10 protein-coding genes and 1 pseudogene are annotated in these 19174 nt (G+C 60.9%); all 11 read left to right on the top strand.

The window, feature by feature from the left end:
• The first annotated feature begins 192 nt into the window (after window positions 1-192).
• Window positions 193-1299, top strand: a complete 1107-nt coding sequence (locus tag J3476_RS07840; RefSeq protein ID WP_207065933.1) for a hypothetical protein — start codon at window positions 193-195, stop codon at window positions 1297-1299.
• A 7-nt stretch (window positions 1300-1306) separates the two neighbouring features.
• Window positions 1307-2248, top strand: a complete 942-nt coding sequence (locus J3476_RS07835; RefSeq protein WP_207065932.1) for a DUF732 domain-containing protein — start codon at window positions 1307-1309, stop codon at window positions 2246-2248.
• Between the two features lie 26 nt (window positions 2249-2274).
• The gene (locus tag J3476_RS07830) at window positions 2275-2625 is read left to right on the top strand and encodes a hypothetical protein (protein ID WP_286182732.1); all 351 of its coding nucleotides are present in this window, start codon (window positions 2275-2277) and stop codon (window positions 2623-2625) included.
• 570 nt (window positions 2626-3195) lie between these two features.
• On the top strand, window positions 3196-9165 hold the full coding sequence (locus tag J3476_RS07825; RefSeq protein WP_207065930.1) for a DUF4011 domain-containing protein: 5970 nt from the start codon (window positions 3196-3198) through the stop codon (window positions 9163-9165).
• Window positions 9166-9225: 60 nt separating this feature from the next.
• Window positions 9226-9615, top strand: a complete 390-nt coding sequence (locus tag J3476_RS07820; protein ID WP_207065929.1) for a hypothetical protein — start codon at window positions 9226-9228, stop codon at window positions 9613-9615.
• 267 nt (window positions 9616-9882) lie between these two features.
• Window positions 9883-11733: an AAA family ATPase gene (locus tag J3476_RS07815; RefSeq protein WP_207065928.1), complete on the top strand. Its 1851-nt coding sequence runs from the start codon at window positions 9883-9885 to the stop codon at window positions 11731-11733.
• A complete protein-coding gene (locus tag J3476_RS07810) occupies window positions 11730-13040 on the top strand; it encodes a hypothetical protein (RefSeq protein WP_207065927.1) in 1311 nt (436 codons plus the stop codon). Before J3476_RS07815 ends, J3476_RS07810 begins: the two co-directional genes overlap by 4 nt.
• Window positions 13041-13653: 613 nt before the next feature.
• Window positions 13654-14313: a hypothetical protein gene (locus J3476_RS07805; RefSeq protein WP_207065926.1), complete on the top strand. Its 660-nt coding sequence runs from the start codon at window positions 13654-13656 to the stop codon at window positions 14311-14313.
• Complete coding sequence (locus J3476_RS07800; protein WP_207065925.1) at window positions 14310-14870, top strand: DUF1788 domain-containing protein; 561 nt, start codon at window positions 14310-14312, stop codon at window positions 14868-14870. Before J3476_RS07805 ends, J3476_RS07800 begins: the two co-directional genes overlap by 4 nt.
• Entirely contained in the window at window positions 14867-18334 is a 3468-nt protein-coding gene (gene brxC / locus J3476_RS07795; RefSeq protein WP_207065924.1) for a BREX system P-loop protein BrxC, read from the top strand. The genes J3476_RS07800 and brxC overlap by 4 nt, the downstream gene beginning before the upstream one ends.
• 10 nt (window positions 18335-18344) lie before the next feature.
• A pseudogene (locus tag J3476_RS07790) lies at window positions 18345-19174 on the top strand (hypothetical protein); the annotation flags it as partial.

The following is a 19174-nucleotide window of genomic DNA, read 5'->3' as shown; positions in this document are numbered from 1 at the left end:
CAGTCAAAGCTCGAAACGGCAGATTGAATGATGCAGCTGTGGCAGACGGTACGTATTGGACAGATGTGGTAGCCGCCGCTGATATTCGGGGGGTCATCCCGATTCGTCGTGTCGGCGGTTTGGGGCATCATTCATGAAGTCAGGGCGGCTTCGGCAGAGCTCGGGCCAAACAGCACAGGGCTTGGGGGAGCGGTGTACAGCGAGTTCGACGGGACGGGACCGATGGTGGTCTGTCCGCAGGGGCACGCTAACGCCTGGAACTACAAGTTCTGCAGCCAGTGCGGGCTTCCCATCGGCGTGGTGGCCTTTCCTGACGATGAGTCTGAGGACGAGGACGCTGCACGTGATGCTGCGCCGAAGCGGCGAGGCTTGCTCGTCGGAAGTGCGATCGCCGCGGTCGTCGTGGTGGTGGCTGTCGCCGCGACGGTCGCTGTGCTGTTGACTCGGTCGTCGGCCGACGACTCGGCAGAAACAGCTTCGCCGGCGTTCCCCACCGGCGGCGTCGATCCTGCCGGCATGGTGCCGCAGTGCACGGCCGCGCCGGCGGTACAGGCAGAGTCTGTTGACCTTACGCCCGAGGGACTGACGGTCGGCGCCGCGTTTCTGTCGCAGTGCGGGGGAGGCAACACGGAAGCGGGGGAATCCGTGCGAATCACCGTCGCCGACGGCAACCGGGACATCGCCGCAGGATTGTTCGATTTCTCGGCTGCGCCGTTGACGATGAAACCTGGTGAGACCGCGCGCCGCACGCTGGTGTTCCCGGCAGGCATGTACTGGCGTACACCGGCCATGTTTTCCGGCGCGCCAAAGCTCGTCTTCCACCCGGGCGAGCAGTCGGGATCCACAGCCCGCGCCGCGGCAGCCGACAGGATGGTCGCGCAAGCGGTTGCCGAACCCGAGCACGGCAGTATCGACGGCGTCGCCGACGCGGTGCTCGGCGAGCTGCGAGATGCCGACTACGGATTCGTCTCCGGGTCGATCGCCAACCGGTGGGTGCCGCAGATCAGTTCGAAGAAGGCGGGTCTGACTGTCGACGGCAAGACGTTGACGAGTGCCGACGTTCTGCGTGACCATCTCGACCTGCGCGCAAAATACCGCGGGGTGCGATTGGTGTCCTCGGGGCAATGGACGACTTTCAACTCACCGGACTGGTGGGTGACGGTAGTGGGTCTACCAGACGTCGACCCAGCCGCGGCGAACGGATGGTGCGACTCGCAGGACCTTGGGGTCGATGATTGCTTCGCCAAGTTCGTGAGTTCCCTCTTCGGTGTCGAAGGCACCACCGTGTACAGGAAGTGAGTGGACGATGAGCTTCTGTGTGTTCTGTGGCGGGCGCCTGGCCGACGCGATGCGGTGTCACTCGTGTGGTGCCGTCAATGTCCATGGCACCTGGCATGAATCGGCGTACGCACAGACGGACTTCCCGAATCCCCCTTCAGGAGTGGGATGGTTGCCCGACCCCACGGGCCGGCATGAGGGCCGCTACTTCGTCGCTGGACAGCCGACGGACCTGATCCGTGACGGCGGTGTGGAGGCGCTCGACCCGCTGGGTAAGCAGCAGCTGGAATCATCTGGCGACGACAGCTCCTCGGCGACAACCCCACCAGCCAGCCGGCGCCGGGTATGGCTATCCGTCGCGGCAGCAACGGCAATCTTGCTGGTGGTGGGAGCGGCCGTTGGCGCATTCTTGTACGTCAACCGTGATCAGACGACTGTCGACGACCGGTACCTCACGGCGCTGCGGCAGAACGGGTTCTCCGGCGAGTTCAACTCCGATGCCAATGCTGTGGCACACGGTAAGAGCGTATGTCGGCAGCTGGAGGAAGGTGGCCCGCAGCAGGGAATGCCCGCGGATGAGGTTGCCGTGCAGTACTTCTGCCCACAGTTCGTCGAGGGATTCCACGTGCTGGAGACGGCGACCATCACAGGTAGCTTCACGCTCAACGACGAGGATGCGAACGCCTATTCGTCCGCGATCGAGGTAGACGGTTCGTCGTGTACCGGGTCCGGCGGATATTCGGACGTCGATTCGGGAACGCCGGTGACGGTCAAGAACGGCAAGGGGGAGACGCTGACCACCACCTACCTCGAGGAGGGCAAGGGCGGCCGGTACATGTGCACCTTCGGCTTCACATTCGAGATCACCGAAGGCCAAGACCGCTACGTCGTGTCAGTCGGCCGCAGAGGGGAGCTCAGCTACTCCTTCGACGAGCTGCGCGCCGGCGGCGTGGCGTTGTCGTTGGGTTGATGATGGGTGACTCGCGACGGCGCGAATTGGATGACAGCCTGCTCGACCGGATCCGTGCCGTCGTGGCGCCGGGCGACGACATCTACACGTTGACGTCGAAACGGCCCAACCGGATCGTCTCGATCGATCGTGCTGGGATCGAGGTCGAAACGATCCGGTCCGAGGACCGGGGTTCCGGTCCGCAGCTCGTCCCCGCGTGGATGATCGATACCGCTTGGGCTCACCTTCGCCGACACGGGCGTCTGACCCACGAGGAGCTGCTCAATTCGCTGAACGTGAAGAGGTCGGCCTTCGTCTGTGCGCTGCTGGCGCATTTTCGAGAAGTGTCTGTCGTCTCGACTCGGCCGACAGTTCTGGAGCTCGTGCGTGAAGGGTAACCGGGCGACGACGCACAGTGTCGTCGAAGAGACATGCCCCGGGTTGTCGGCGTCGCCTTCGAATTCTTAGGGATGTTCCCCATTCCCTAAGACGGCCCATTTGTCGCATGATCAGGGGATGAATTGTTGCGATCGGTACGAGCGCGTGGACGAAGGTGCAGTCCAGGGGCTTGTTGACCACGATCGCTACCGTGGCCCAGTTCTTGTCAGGCACTTGCCTTAGGCTGCGTCAATATTTGCAGGGTGTGCTAGCAGGGGATAGATGTCGCTTTCAGCGTGGGTGAGCGATAACGAGCACGAGTGGCGAGAATGTCTGAAGCCGGTGCGGCTCGTCGTCGAGACGGAATTCACTGCCGACGAGGTGCGCGCCGCCCACAAGCGGTCCTGCATCAGAGTCGGACCGTCAGTGGAAGGCGGTCCGTCAGGGCCGTCGCCGCGTTTGCGGAGAGACATGGTGCGTACGCATTCCGCAAGTGACAGCGAACCGGCACATTCTGTCGGTCAGCTCACCTAAGCTTTTCGCGGAGGCTGCGGCGCGGCCTCCAGTAGCTGCCTTTCTACCGGGGGAATATGTCCGATAACGACATCTGGCCCGCTCACGTCGTCGAGCGACATGGCCTACGGATCGACCTCTATGCGCAACCCGCGGTGAACCTGGCTCTTGTCCACAACCGAGTGCCGTTGGTTACCGAAATTGCGGTCACGAATGTTTCTGACGTGCCGGTTTCTGGTCTCCATCTATCGGTTCGGCTCCACGGCAGCGATGGAGAACTCGCACCAGAGTGGACGCGCTCGCTGACCGAAGACTTGCAGCCAGGAATTACACGCGCGTGGAACGACCTCGACGACGTCATCCCCGACCTCGAGCACCTGAAGCTACTTAACGAGAGCTATCCAGGTGCGATTGTCGTGTCGGCCGAGCAACGGTTTAAGGACGACGTCGTTAGTAGAATTCCGCTCCAAGTTCTCGCTCATAATGAGTGGTTCAATGCGCCGATTTTCTATGACTCGCTGGCCGCCTTCGTTCAACCGAATACGCGAGCAGTTCGGAAAATCCTCGAAGAAGCTTCCGACATCCTCCAGAAGCAGACGTCAAGCGGATCCTTAGACGCATATCAGCGAGGACCCGAGCGGGCTGCGCTCATCGCTGCGGCCGTCTATGAGGCGCTGCGTGCTCGCGGCATCCGATACATTTCGCCGCCGGCATCATTTGAGAACACGGGGCAAAAGGTCCGTACCACCGCGCAGGTGCTCGACGAGCGGTTCGGCACCTGTATCGATCTTGCCGTCACCTACGCCGCTTGTATCGAACAAACGGGCTTGCATCCGCTGATATGGCTGGTCGACGGTCACGCATTCACCGGCTTCATGCTCAACGAAGAGTCGCTTGCGCACACCTCGCTTACCGAGACCAACACCCTGGTGAACCTCTTCGAATCGCACAAAGCGATCGCAGTCGAGGCGCTTTACTACGAACAGGGCCCGGAGGGCGCTTTCCGCAACGCCGTCGACGCCGCCCGACGTCATTTCGCGAACCCAGCCACCCTTCGCGCCGTCATCGACGTATCGACCGCACGCCGCGATGGCGTTCGGCCGCTGCCGACCGCCTTCGAAGACACACCCGAGGAAGTCAAAGTTGAGCAGGCAACAAGTACTACCGCGCTGCTCGACCTTCCACCTGAGCTGAAGGGACGTGCGACCGGCGACGCTGTCCTCGACATTGCCGACATATCGCCGGCGCGTGTCAAAAAGTGGAAGCGGTCGCTGCTCGACCTCAGTACGCGAAATCGCTTGCTGAATCTTCGCCAATCAGCGCAGGTCGTCGACCTCGTGGTCCCGGCGCAGGGGCTGGCGATGCTCGACGATCTGGTACACGACGGTAAGCGCGTCTCGCTCGCAGCGCACAACGACCTCAGCTCGATCTACCGGCTTCAGGGCGCTCGAACCGCCCAAGACATCGATCCCGCGTCGCTGCTGGAAACGCTGCAGCAGGATAAAACTGCATTTGTCGCAGTCGGAGAGGAGGCGTATGCGCGACGTTTCAAGCGACTCCAACGTGACGCGAGAACGCTGCTCGAGGAAACCGGAGCTTCGAACCTGTACCTGACGTTCGGGTCGCTCGTCCACACCACGTCGACGGGCGCCGAGGCTCGGGCACCCCTGTTCCTGCTTCCCGTCCAGCTGGTGGGCGGTACCGGGAACAGTGCGTTCGAGATCCTCATCGACTCGACGAACGTCGCTACCTCGAACCATTGCCTGGTCGAGTGGCTACGCCTTAAACACAACGTCAACATCCCCGCACTCAGCAGCCCACCGCTCGACGACTCCGGGATCGACATCGACGCAGCACTGGTGGCCATTCGCACCGGACTGGTCGAGAACCGCCTCCCCTTCCGGATCGACGAGACAGCTGTCCTGGCGATCTGCCAGTTCGGCACGTTCGGCATGTGGAAGGACCTCAGCGACTCCTGGGACATCCTGAGCCAGAGCCCGCTGGTCGATCATCTAACGCATCGTCCGGGCGAAAGCTTCGTCGACGGAGCCTCCGAGGCTGTCGATCTCGACGGTATCGAAGTCGACGAGACCGCTGAGCCGACGCCTATACACGCGGACGGGTCTCAGCTGCGTGCCGTCGAATTATCTGCGCAAGGGCGCACATTCGTCCTCGAGGGCCCGCCTGGTACCGGAAAATCGCAAACCATCACCAACCTGATCGCTCGCAACCTCTCCGCCGGTCGCTCCGTCCTCTTCGTCGCCGAGAAGCAAGCCGCGCTCGAAGTGGTCAAGAAACGCCTCGACGCGATTGGGCTGAAGCCGTTCACTCTCGATCTCCACGGACGGAATCAGAGCGTCGTCGAGGTTCGCAATCAGCTGCGGGAATCGATCGAGCTTCGCGCCGACTACAACGAGCGCGTGTGGGACGCGCGGCTCGCGGACTTCCGCTCCAAGCATGCCCCGTTGGCTGAGTACCCCGAGCGGATCCACTCTCGAAACGTCCTCGGTGACTCGTTGTGGACTGCCTGCGAAGCAGTACTCTCGCTCGGCAGCGGTTCGAGCGCTCTCATCTCCGACGTGCACCCTGCCACCACCACCCCCGAGCAGTTCACCGTTAATCGGGATGCGCTAAGGCTATTTACCCGCACCGTGCGACCGGGAGACTGCCGGCCCAACAACCCGTGGAGCTTGGCCGGCGATCCGCAGGACGATGACTCGATCCGAGTCGCCGCCCGTGAACTCGACGCCGCATTCAAAGCGCTGCAATCGAACGCGACGGCGCTTGACGTGTTAACAAGTTGTGGCTCAGCAGAAGACGTCACACCACTGCTCGAGCGCGCAACCCGTGAGCTGACTGCTCCTTCGGTGCCCAACGAAGAGTGGCGTCGATTCGCAACCGCCGACTGGGCGAGATTCATCGCGGGGTTGCTGACTCAGACAGCGCAGCTGCAGACGACGTGGGCCGGGTTGATATCGACGTTCAATCCCGTATTTCTCGCCCGCGGTGACCATGCGGCATTGGTGCAGCAAGCCTCGGAGGTGCCTCGCGGGCTGTTCGGGCGCAAGAAGCGGGAAGAGCAATTCGCCAGGAGTCTGGCCGCGGTGGTGTTGCCCAACGTGATGCTCACCGCCGAGGAGGCTATTCCGCTGTTGAGTTCGGTGCCGAGTGCCCGAGACCATAGTGCGCACGTGGAGGCGCAGATGCGCCAGGCGCTGGGCCCTTTAGCGCCAGCAGCTTGGGACTCGCTGTCGCCGGCGGCCATTCCGGACCTACAACATCACCTGGATTACATTCGGTCGTCCATCGAGTTCTTGCAGCGGTACCCGCTTCAGTGGGGCATTCTTCGTTCGGGTGTGCGCGTTGACCAATCAGTTATCGACGTCTTGACTCGCGCGTTAAGGGCCTGGGACGGGTGGACGCGCGCGTTGGGTGCTGGGGCAACATCCACAGTAGCTTGGCAAGGTAGTTCGACCTGGCTCGAAGCGTGGGCGCGCGACCACGAGTCCTGGATCGCGGAGCTTGACGAGCATGGCCCCGATCTACCTCGACGCATCGCGCGGGCGTCGGCGGCCTTGGCCCCGTTGCGTCAACCTGGCCTCGAGGGCTTCGTGGCGGGCCTGCTCGACGGCTCCATCGCAGCGTCACATGCTGAGTTCGAATATCTTGCCGGCACGGCGCAAGCTTCGATGAGGGAGCGCCTCAAGGCTCATCACCTAGACGGATTCGATCCGCACGTGCGCAGCGGCGAAACAGCCGACTTCAACGACGTCGCAACCGCGGTACGGCGGGAGCAGAGTACGGCGCTTCCCGCGCGGATCATGCGGCACCGTAACTTCCGGGTCGGTGAGCTCAAGGGCAAGATCGGAGAGTTGCGCCGCCAGCTGGATCTTCGCCGCAAAGGTAAGAGCGTGCGACGGTTGATGGAGGACTACGGTTCCGAAATCATCTCTGCGACTCCATGTTTCTTCGTCAGCCCGGCGTCGCTCGCACAGTTCGTTCCTCCTGACTCGGTAACCTTCGACCTCGTGGTGTTCGATGAAGCGTCGCAAATCACCGTCGCGCAGGCCATTGGAGCACTGGGACGAGGGCGGTCGGCGATCGTCGTCGGTGACTCGCAGCAAATGCCGCCGACGGCGTTCGGGCAGGTCACCACCAACCGAGATGACGAAGACGACGCCGACGATGAGGTGGTACCGGAGGATCTTGACAGCATCCTGACCGAATGCGTCGAGTCCAGTGTTCCGCGCATCTGGCTCAGTTGGCACTACCGCAGTCGCGACGAATCGCTCATCGCTTTCTCGAACGAAAAGTACTACGACGGGAAGCTCGCAAGTCTGCCTGCACCCGGGGGAAACCCAGCGACTGGTTTGGAGCTCCGCAGGGTCGAGGGCCATTTCAATCGCGAGGAGAAGAAGAGAGACTTCCGCACCAATCGAGTCGAGGCAGAGGCGATCGTCGCGGAGATCCGGTCGCTTGTACGGGCGCCGTCGGGTACTCAGCAGAGCATCGGTGTGGTCACGTTCAACCGTCAGCAACAGGAGCTGATTCTAGACCTCCTCGAAGCAACCGGCGACCCACAGATCATCCATCTGCTCAAGCCGGACACCGAGAATGGGATCTTCGTCAAGAACCTTGAGAACGTTCAGGGCGACGAGCGGGACGTCATCCTTTTCAGCACCGCGTTCTCGAAGCGGCCAGGCGACGGGACCATGCCGTTGAACTTCGGACCGCTCACGCGGTTCGGCGGGGAAAAGCGGCTCAACGTCGCCGTCACGCGCGCCCGCGCGAAGGTCATCGTGTTCTGCTCGTTCGATCCCAGCGACATCGAGCTGTCACGTACACGATCGGTCGGAATGGCACACCTTAAGGCGTATCTGGAAGCAGCCGCTGACGCTTCCGGTCACGGCGGTGTCACCTCCGTTGCCTCACTCCAGCAGGCCGAGAAGATTCAAGAGACGATTACCGCGGCGCTTCGTGAGCGGGGACTAGACGTCGTGGCCGATTACGGGCTTTCGGAGTTCGTCGTCGACATCGCGGTGCGTGAACCACAATCGCCGCACTGGCAGGTCGCTGTCATGCTGGACGGTCCGCGCTGGGCGCGCCGCACTACTGTCGCCGATCGCGAGCTCACGCCCAGTCTGCTCGACTCGATGATGGGATGGGCTTCCTGCGAGCGGATTTGGCTCCCAGAGTGGATTAGAGATCGTGACTCGGTGGTGAACCGGATTTGCTCAGCCGTAGAGCAAGCCAAAGCAGCAGAGGTTAAGCGAGCAGAGGAAGAGGCTGCGCTACTCGAGGAGAAGCAGCCGGTCGAAGAGGCGGATCTTCCGGACATTCCGCCCATCGAGGCCCCCGCCGCAAGAATCGACCCCGGTTCGCGTACCGACGAGCCGCAGCCTCTGAATGATCCGGTAGAGGTCGACGTGGCGACTCCTGTCGCCCATGTTGCGAGGTCGAACACGGCGATATCGCCGACCGCGAGCAGAGGCACACAGGTGCCGTACGTGGCGGCACCGACGACTCCGGTGGGTAGTCGTGACGAGTTGGACCGTCCGCAATGGGAGAGCGTCCGGACGCGGATCCAAGACGCGGTGCGGGAGTCCATCGAGATTGAGGGTCCAATCGCACTCAATCGTCTGATTCGGAACGTCGTTCACCGCTTCGGATTCGACCGCGCCGCAGCGAAGCGACAAGAGGTCGTACGCCAGTTTGTCCCCGCGGACCTGATCCACGAGGACGAGTTGGGATGCTTCGTGTGGCCGAGCGATCTCGATCGGCACGCATGGACGGGATTCCGCACGACGCCATCAGGCTTCGTCCGGCCGCTCGACGAAATAGCCGGCGAGGAGATCATCAACGCTTTGGTGCACGCGGCGCGCAACGGCGTGTACGACCGGGAGCAGCTGATGCGTGACACGTTGGTCTATTTCGATCAGTCAAGACTCACCAAGCAATCCGCCGACCGATTGGAGCTGTGCATTGCAAAGGCGGAGCGGCTTGGCAAGTTGGTGAGGCGCGGCGCCGGTTATGTCTCGGCTACGTAGCGTCGATCCGCAGTACGGACGTGAGGTGTGGCATCGATGCAGAACTGGCGGAGGTAGTTCGTGAAGTACGGCCGAGGCGACGACGAGTGGAACGAACTAGTCGACACTGCAACCGAATACCTAATCGAGGTTGCCAGAGGTCGACGGCTTACGACGTACACCGACCTCAGCACTGAACTCGTTAATCGAACCGGACATGCGCGGTTCGAATACGACTTGCCTCGCGATCAAGCGGCAATCGGTGCGCTGTTGGGAGAAGTGACGGACGGAACGCTCGATCAAGTTGGTGCCATGCTGTCGGCGCTCGTGGTTCAGAAGGGCGCGGGCGACCCTGGGGAGGGCTTCTATCGCTTGGCGAGGAAGCTGGGCCTACTGCACCCGGGAGTTGAGAAGTTCGAGTTCTTTCAGGCGCAGGTTGCACGAGTCTTCGAGAAGTACCAATCCTCTTAAGGCAGCAGAGTTGCCTTCTGGGCTGTGGTGCAAGCGCAGCGGATCGCGTCGAATGACTGGTCCGTAGGCGGACGACTAATGATTCGTTGTACGGGTCCAGTAGACACTAACGACTGGTAATTGCCGACGCTGTTCTGTAGAGAGTCGATGTTTCGACTGGCGACGCGCACTAGATCACCTTCGCAGAATGTCACTGCTGAGAGGTGCGATCGCCCTCATCGCGCTATCGAGCCTCCGATTGTTAACCGCTTCGATAGACTGCGTCCCGTGGCGCGATTTGTAGATCCGGGGAAAAGTCGCGCGAAGGTCGACGCACTCGTGAATGACTGGAAGGCAGGCTGCCTCCTAGAATCCGGTTCCTTACTCTTCCCCGATCGTCAACTGTGGACAACCGCGAAGCTCCAGGATTTTCGCGAGCGGCTCATCGAAAATCCGCTTGAAGGTTCCGACCGCACGTTCGCGCAGAAGCTCTCGAAACAACTCGAGACGGCCGATGAAGATCTGCGGTGGCTCGTCGTCGAACTCGTCGCGGTCTACTTCCTCTTCGCGCTTGGAGCCATCAGTCCCGGTGCAAAGCGCAGCATGCTGAAGTCCATCATCGAGCCAGCTGGCTATGAACTTCCGCCGGGTTGGCAGCGGATTGCCGATGCCATGAGCGAGGGCGTCGCCAACCCCGGCCCCGGCTACAACCTCACTAGGGACCGCCAACTCGGTTACCTCATGGACTTCTGCCTGCGCTTTAAGGCGATCGAGGAACCCCAGAAGCAGCACGAACTGCTGCAAGACCCATGGTTAATGCGTGATTTCGCCGATGATGTTAGCCCCAATATCGCGGTGCGCGAGATGCGACACATCCTGCTCCACCTACTCTTCCCCGACGAGTTCGAGCGGATATCGAGTCGCAATCACAAACGGGTCATCACCGACGCCTTCGCGAAGGAATTCCTATCTGGCGACGGCGTACCAGACGATCCCGACGAACAGCTGTACCTGATACGCCAGAAACTGATGGAACTGGGAGCCAAGCCGACCGGCGGCGATCCGGTACTGGATTTCTACCGGCCGCCGCTTCACGCGATCTGGGACTCCGGATCAGCGCAAGAAGATGGTGGTGCCACCGACATCGACTTGCTGCTCTACAAGAAGCAGATGGTCATCTTCGGTGCACCCGGCACCGGAAAGACGCACCGGACTCGCCAGCTGGCTGAGCAGATAATACGTCGCAGCGCCCTCCAGCAATGGGGTGCTGCCAGGTTTTTCCGAGAGCAGTCCGCACTCGACGACTATGTCAAGCAAAATGTGCACTGGTTGCAGTTGCACCCCGGCTACGGCTACGAGGAGTTCGTCCGCGGCCTGCGTCTGGCTCCCGACGGCAGCACGAAATACGTGGCCGGCTTCCTCCCTCGGCTCGTGGCGACGATGAACGAGGTTCCCCCAGACGACCGCCTACCGGTGGTACTCGTCCTCGACGAGATTAATCGTACTGATCTGAGCCGGATGTTTGGTGAGGCCTTCACACTGCTTGAGAACCGTGACTCCGAAGTCACGCTCCCGGGGATTAATGACGCGGATGGCCAAGATGACGCCACTCCGACACTGGCCTTACCATCAAATCTGTTCGTCATCGGCACCATGAATCTGATCGACCAGTCCGTCGAGGAACTCGATTTTGCGCTTCGTCGACGATTTTTCTGGCGCCCCGCCGAATTCGAGCAGAACGCCATCGTCGCCGTCAACGAGGTACGCTGGCCACAGCACATTCCCAAGAAGTGGGGCTGGGACCGCGCCGTCACAGACATAACGACCCTCTCCGAACGGGCAGTGCTGCTCAATCAAGCCATCGCGCAGTCACCACACCTCGGGCCACAGTACGAATTGGGCCACACTTATTACTTCGATGCTGCATTTTTCGTCGGCAACTGGTTACGCGGCCGCAAGACGCTCACCGGCGGCGTGTTCTGGACGAACAAGGGCAAACCACGACGCAGCCTGCTAGATCTATGGAAGTACTCGATCGAACCGCTGCTCGTGCAGTATCTCGGCGGGCTCGATTCTGACGTCGCCGCGAGCGAGCGTGACCGCCTGAGAGCGGTGCTTTTCACCGGAACCGTGACGTGAGCCAGCCGCTCGCCCTGCAAGACTTGTCCGCCTATACGCCTGCTAGCCCTGCCGAGGACGCCTGGCTGGCGCGACTGGCCGCACGCCTGCACGACGATCACGTCGTGCGTCTCACCGGTGGTCCGAAGGGCGTCGACGACGAAGACGAGTCCGCGCTGACTCGCGGAATCGACGGTAACTGGTGGGCAGGGCGCTATATAGGCGAGCTGAGGTTCGAAGATCGCCAAATCCGCATCGAGCCAAGGCTCGGTATCAACGTGATAGGCGAGTGGCTGGCACTGGCGCTGAATGTCACCGTGATACCGAAGTCTGCGGCCGTCGGACCGCGCGGACCACTAATCGTTGAGCTTATTGACCGGGTGTGGTCGGCAGCAGTCGCTGACGCGGCCCGCCACGGTACGCCTCGGCTTCGTCGTATCACTCGGCACGACGAACTGTATCTACGAGGCAAGATCGACACCTCTAAGACGGCGAAGCATCGTTCTGCGGGCAGACCCTTAATCGCATCGGTGCGCCACGAGCGTGATCTCGACAATCCCGTGTCGCGTGTGCTTGTTCTTGCCGACCGAGCACTGAGGTCGCTCCTTCCGGCGAAACCGACATGGCGGCCCGCTCGGACAGGGAATGTTCTCGCCCAACTTCGCGCCAGTGTCGGTTCGCAACCCGAACTGCCAAAGCCGTCGGCCCTCCGGGCTGTGCGCTACACGCCGATCAGCCGGAGGTTTGAAGGAGTGGCTCGGCTGTCTTACGAAATAGTCAAGCGTCGCGGTCACCTCACTTCATCGAGTGGCGCGGACGTATCCGGCGTCCTGATCGATGTTGCCGAACTGTGGGAGCTCTTTCTCCTAACTTGCGCGCGCCGGGCATTCGGACCGGGCCGCGTGGAGCATGGCACCGCACAGCGCGACGGCACCTACTTGCTGCATTCGCAAGGCCGCCTGGGTGTTCATCTGGGTAGGCTTAAGCCTGACATCATTGTTCGCGACGCTGACGGACAGGTTTGCGCGGTCATCGATGCGAAGTACAAGCGGCTGCGATCGTGGATTGGCAGCCCAAGCGGAGTTGAGCGCGGCGACCTGTATCAGCTCGCTGCGTACCTCGCGGGCCACGAAGCTCCGCTCGCCGTGCTGGCTTACCCGCCGTACGACCAGGACGACGCCATAGCCAGCACGGCCGGCCCGTGGTCGACTCCTGCCGGCCAGACCGCGCGGTTCGATCGCATACCAGCCAACATCGAGGATGCTATTGCTGCACTTAAAAATGCAGTCGGAGGAAGCTGCGTCGGTGCCGCAAGGAATGAGGGTTAGGGCGGTCATCAGTGGCTGCTGCGATCGTGTCTATTCAGTGTTGGACCGTCCTGAGAGCGAATCAATTGCTGCGCAGTTTGTCGGATCATTTGCCAGCTCCGGTCGGATCTTGGGCAGCCTGCTCCGGTCGAAGAGTTAGCAAATTAACGGCAAGAGCGACTCAAGAAGCGATCTGTCGCCCACGACTTCATGGTATTTCCCCCGACCGGGGCTGCCCCGATTAGCCTCGTCGCCCTCGTGCTGGCCGAGCGGCACGGCGCTACCTCAGCCTTGATAACGCCAGGGCATCCGTGGAACGACATACATTGAATTCGCTAGTTCCCTAGACTGGCCACACGGGCCGGTATGGGCAGTGTCGGTATGGGTCTCTACGATCAGACCCCGATGAGGTGTCGCCGGCAGATATCCGTAGGTCGAGCTAATAGGACGAGAGCCGTAGACCCGGCCGGAAAGGACTAGCAAACCATTGGAGGCGGGCGGTGACATAGTGGCGGCAGCGCACGCCGCCGAGATAGCGGACGCCGACGTTCCCGGCGGACCCAGCATCAGCCAGACGATCTTGCTACCTAGCGTGCGTGCTCTCATGTCGCTAGTCCCGAGCGACGCTCCTCCGGTGGCTTACCGATCTGCCGTTATCGATGACAACGTACTGGGCAAGCAGACCGTGGATGGCCGCAAGCGTGCGTTTCGTCAGCTGCGTGAGTTGTACGCTCTCGACGGTTCCAAGCTGCTCTTCCGTGCAATGCGTGATTTGTGGGAGTACGACGATGAAGGCCAGCCGTTGCTCGCGGTTCTGTGTGCGCTGAGCAGGGATCGATTACTCCGGGCGTCATCGTCGGTGATCTTGACCGCTGAAATCGGATCCGAGGTAAGTAGCGCCGATTTTGAGAAGGCGATCGAGGAGAAATTCCCGGGTATCTACAAGACAAGCATCTGTCAGAAGGTAGGCCGGAATGTCGCGTCGTCGTGGAGGCAGGCCGGTCATCTTGTTAAGGAAACACGCGCCCGGAAGGTCCGTGCGCACCCGCGTTGCACCCCTGCAGCAGTGGCGTATGCACTCATGCTCGGACACTTGGAGGGGCAACGGGGACAGAGCCTTTTCAATACACTATGGGCGAATATTCTCGACCATCCGACATCGCAGCTCATCGAACACGCAGCAACAGCGTCGCAATTGGGCATGATCGAGTTTCGTCGGGCGGGCGGCGTCATGGAAGTTGGGTTTACAAGGCTGCTCCGACCTTTCGATCACGAATCGAGGATGCTCGATTGAGCTACATCAACGAACTTCTCGCTCAGTATCAAAGGACCGTTGCGCTACCTTGGCAGCAGAATCTCGCGCCGCCTCAGCGCATATGGATGGTTATCTATCCTCCCGAGCATGAGCGTCGGCTTCGTCTACATCTTCCAGCGTTCAAGACAGTAACCACGGAAGCGGGGCACGGTTGGGCCCTCATCGACATCACGACGTCGTTCGAAGACTGGATGGGGTCACACGAATACCGCGATGCGTACTTCGAGGATCCTGAGCTCCTCGAGACCGCGATGCCAGCTTTCTTCGACGAATTGGTAACCAAAGTTCGAGCAGAACTGGTCAAGTACACCGCTGCAGAAGGCGTGGTTGCCGTTCTTGGCGCTGGTGCGCTATTCGGCCTCGGCGACGCCGTGAAGGTTTCCGCGTTACTCAACGCCGTGAATGATTCCGTAGCCGGACGACTGCTTGTCTTTTTCCCAGGCCAGCACGAGGGCAACAACTACCGATTGCTCGATGCGCGTGACGGATGGGACTACATGGCGATCCCAATAGCTGCAGGCGGGAGTGTTTTATGACGATCAAGAACCGGGAGATCTTTTATAGGGATCCCACCGATACCAAGATTCCTAACGACGGCGTCGCGAAAGTCTTTCGCCCAGAAACTGACCAGCAGTGGGATGTACTCCGCTGGGAACTACGGAGCTTTGTGTGTGATGGTCAATACGCCCGTGGCTTAGAACGGATTCTCGACAGCTTCCTCAAGAACATGACCCAGTCGCAGCAGCCCGCCGTCTGGGTAAGCGGCTTCTACGGCAGTGGTAAGTCACATCTGGTCCGAGTGCTCGAGTACCTTTGGCGCGACGTGGAGCTGCCGGGAGGAGACCGCGCGTGGGATCTCGTAACCCTGCCTGACGAGGTGAGAGACCACTTGACTGAGCTCAGCACCGCAGGCAAGCGCCTCGGTGGTTTGTGGTCAGCCGCTGGCACATTGGCGGCGGGGAAAAGCAGTGCGGCCCGTCTCGCTTTTCTCTCCGTCCTCTTCGAAAGCGCCGGGTTGCCTGAGGAATTCGCGCGCGCGAGGTTCACTATCTGGGCCCGAGAGAATCAGTACCTCGACACCATCGAAGATGCTATTAAAGCGCAGGGTCGGACGTTCTCGAAGGAGATCCACGACCTATACGTTTCCCCAATCATTGCGCAGGCGTTGCTGGAGGCAGACCCTAGCCTCGGTGACTCAACTAAAGACGTCAGAGAGCTCCTGAAGACGCAGTTCCCGCCAACCACAAGGGACATCACAGACGACGAAATGTTCGACGTGGTTGAGGACGTGTTGCGACTGCAGTCCACCACTGCAGGCAAACTGCCGCTGACGCTCGTGGTTCTTGATGAAATGCAGCAGTACATCGACGATGACAACGAGAAGGCGCTTACTGTTCAAAACATCGTCGAAGGATGCTCGGCTCGATTTGAAAGCCAGATGCTCTTTGTCGCGACTGGCCAGAGCGCATTAACGGCAACGCCGACGCTACAGAAACTCACTGACCGTTTCGCGGTGCAAGTTGCCCTGTCCGACAAGGATGTTGAGTCAGTCGTCCGACAGGTCGTTCTACGGAAGAAGCCCGAGCACGTCGCCGAGTTGAAGTCTGCCTTGGACGATGTGAGTGGAGAAATCGACCAGCAGCTTGGCGGAACCCAAATTGCTCCCAAGGGGGCGGACAAGCCTGTACTTGCGGCGGACTACCCGCTATTACCGACCCGTCGCAGATTCTGGGAGCTTGCCCTTCGTGCGATCGACCGCGCCGGTAAGGCCGGGGTGCTTCGAACCCAACTGCGGATTGTTCATGAGGCGGCGGGGAAGGTGGCCAATCGCCCGCTCGGGAATGTAGTCGGCGCGGACTTCTTGTACGACGAGCAAGCGCCGGGCATGCTGCAGTCGGGCGTCCTACTCAAAGAGATCGACGAACTCATCGCGGAGCTGCGGGACTCTGGCGGAAATGGCGAGATGAAGGCCCGGATATTGGCCCTGGTTTTCTTGATCACGCAGATCCCAAGCCGGACAGTCGGTGGTGAAACCGGACTTCGAGCTACCGTTCCGCTTCTTACCGATCTACTGATCGAAGATCTTGCAAGTGATCGCTCACGACTTCACAAGCGAGTTCCGGAGTTGCTCGACGAGCTTGTGAACGACGGCCGACTCATGTGGACCGGCGACGAGTACCAGCTTCAAACGGAGGAGGGCGCCGAATGGGAAAAGGACTACCGCGGCCGCTTAGCCGCAATCCGTGATGATGCCGCACGGATCACCCAGTTACGTACGGAGCGGCTCAGCGCCGCCGTGGATTCCGCCCTGGCGGGGCTAAAACTGGTGCAAGGGTTGAGTAAGACTCCACGCAAAATCCAGGTTCATTGGGGGCAGACTGAACCAGCCGCGGATGAGGGGGAAGTGCCCATCTGGATCCGGGACGAATGGTCGGTCACGGAATCTGCCGTGAGAAGGGTGGCGGCCGAGGCGGGCGACGAGAGTCCAACGGTATTTGTGCTGCTTCCAAAACATGAACCCGTCAGCATCAAGGATGCCCTAGCTAGTTTCGCTGCTGCGGCTGACACCTTGCGCAGGCCGACACCGCAAACCGACGAGGGCCGAACTGCTCAGCAAGCGATGAGGACCCGCCTGGCCTTCGAAAACGATCGGCTGGAAGAGTTCTTTCGACAAGTCGTCACACGGGCACGCGTGTTTCAAGGCGGTGGCGCCGAAGTGACGACGTCGACACTGCGCGAAGGCATCGACATCGCTGCCAACCGTTCGCTCATAAGGCTATTTCCGAAGTTCAATATTGCGGACAGTGCCAACTGGGACAAGGTGGTAACGAAGGCTCGCGAGGGCGCCCCTGACGCGCTTGAGGCGGTCGGTTACCACGGAGAACCCGCCGTCAACGCAGTCTGTAAGGAGATACTGGCCGCGGTCAATCCGAGTGGATCAAAGGGTGCTGACCTTCACCGCCAATTTACCGGCCCTCGCTACGGCTGGCCGCGCGACGCCGTGAACGGCGCACTCCTCACCCTGTTGTCCGCGGGCAACATCCGCGCAGTCCAGGACGGGAAAGATTTGGCGGGACCGCGGGAGGTTCAGCCTACTCAAATCGGCAAGGTGAGCTTCTATAGAGAAGACGAACCGCCTTCAGTCGGTCAGCGCCTCGCCGTCAAAGGATTGTTGGCCGCCGCTGGAATACCATACGAATCCGGACAAGAGGGGACGCAGATTCCCGCGCTTCTCCAGCACCTCAAAGATCTCGCTGCGCAGTGTGGTGGTGAACCGCCGCTGCCTCAGCCGCCCAGTGCGGAACGCATCGAGGCCTTGCTCACCTTGAGCGGAAACCTCAGGTTCCGTTCCGTGGCAGACGATCACGAGCAGCTCAGCCAATGGTTGACTCAATGGCAATCAATTGTTGAGCAGCGCAAAAAACGAGAGATGGTCTGGAATGACCTGCAGCGACTTGTACGACACGCCCAGGGGCTAGCCGTCGCGACCGAACTTGCGCCCGCACTCGAAGCTGTTCGAGAGAGCCGGCAACTCCTTGACGATCCGGATCCAGTCACGCCCATCCGCTCTGTAATCGAAGATGCTCTTCGAGCTGAACTGCAGAGCAAAGCAACTCGTCTCGCGGAGGTGCAGCGGGCGGCTGTTGCCGAGCTTGAGTCCTGGGCGAGCTGGGGCGAGCTCAACCCGGCGGATCAGGCAACGATCATCGAGGGAACAGATCTAAATGAGATCAAGACGCCGGACGTGTCATCCAGCGACAAGTTGCTTCAGGTACTTGATGATTTGCCACTGAAGTCTTGGAACGATCGGATCGCCTTTGTCCCCGGACGTCGGGATCAAGCGCGATTCCAAGCAGCCAAGCTTATCGAGCCGGAAAGTATTTCCGTACAGTTGCCATCTGCGACAATCCGCTCAGCCCCGGATCTCGAGACGTACCTTGATGACGTCCGGAAGCGCGTCAAGCCGCACATCGACGCCAACAAGACCGTGATCATCTAAGGATCTGCTGATGGGTGTGTTGTCGTCGGGGTTGCGTAGGCAGCTGGAGTCTGCTGTGTTGGGTGCGCGTCGGGCGGCTGAGGCGTCAGCGCGTGCGGCCGTCGAGGGCATGGGGGTGTTCTCGGATCGGCGTCCGGAACATTTGGACGCTGATCGGGTTGTCTTGCGTAACGGCTTACGCGCGAAATGGCGGCAGCTCGGCGGTGATCAGGAGCTCTTGATTGCTGAGTGCGCGTACGAGCAATGGCATCGGCTGTTATTTGCGCGGTTCTTGGCGGAAAACGGGTTGTTGTTGCACCCGCGGTACAAGGCACCGGTTTCGCTGACCGATTGTGAGGAGCTGGCGCCCGAGCTTGGGGAGCCTGATGGTTGGTCGGTGGCGGTTCGGTTCGCGTCCGAAATTCTGCCCGGAATCTTCCGTCTCGATGACCCGTGCGTGCGGCTTCGGTTGGCTCCTGAGGGGCGTCACGCCCTAGAGCAGATCCTCACTGATCTGCCTTCAGAGGTGTTTTGCGCTGATGATGCGTTGGGGTGGGTGTATCAGTTCTGGCAGAAGGACAAGAAGGACGAAGTCAACGCTTCCGAGCGCAAGATCGGTAGTGCGGACCTTGGGCCGGTTACTCAGTTGTTCACCGAGAACTACATGGTGCGCTTCCTGCTGGAGAATTCGTTGGGCGCATGGTGGGCGGCGCATCACCCCGACAGTCCGCTGGTCAAGACCTTCGAGTATCTGCGATTCGCGGACGATGGCTGTCCGGCGGCGGGGTCGTTCGATGAGTGGCCTGGCAGCGTCGTTGAGGTGACGGTGATGGATCCGGCGTTTATGCGAAATTTTGGCGT

The organism is Mycobacterium sp. PO1 (assembly GCF_017312405.1).
Lineage (GTDB): Bacteria > Actinomycetota > Actinomycetes > Mycobacteriales > Mycobacteriaceae > Mycobacterium.
Note: the sequence above shows the minus strand (reverse complement) of the source record. Positions and strands in the feature narration are given on the sequence as shown.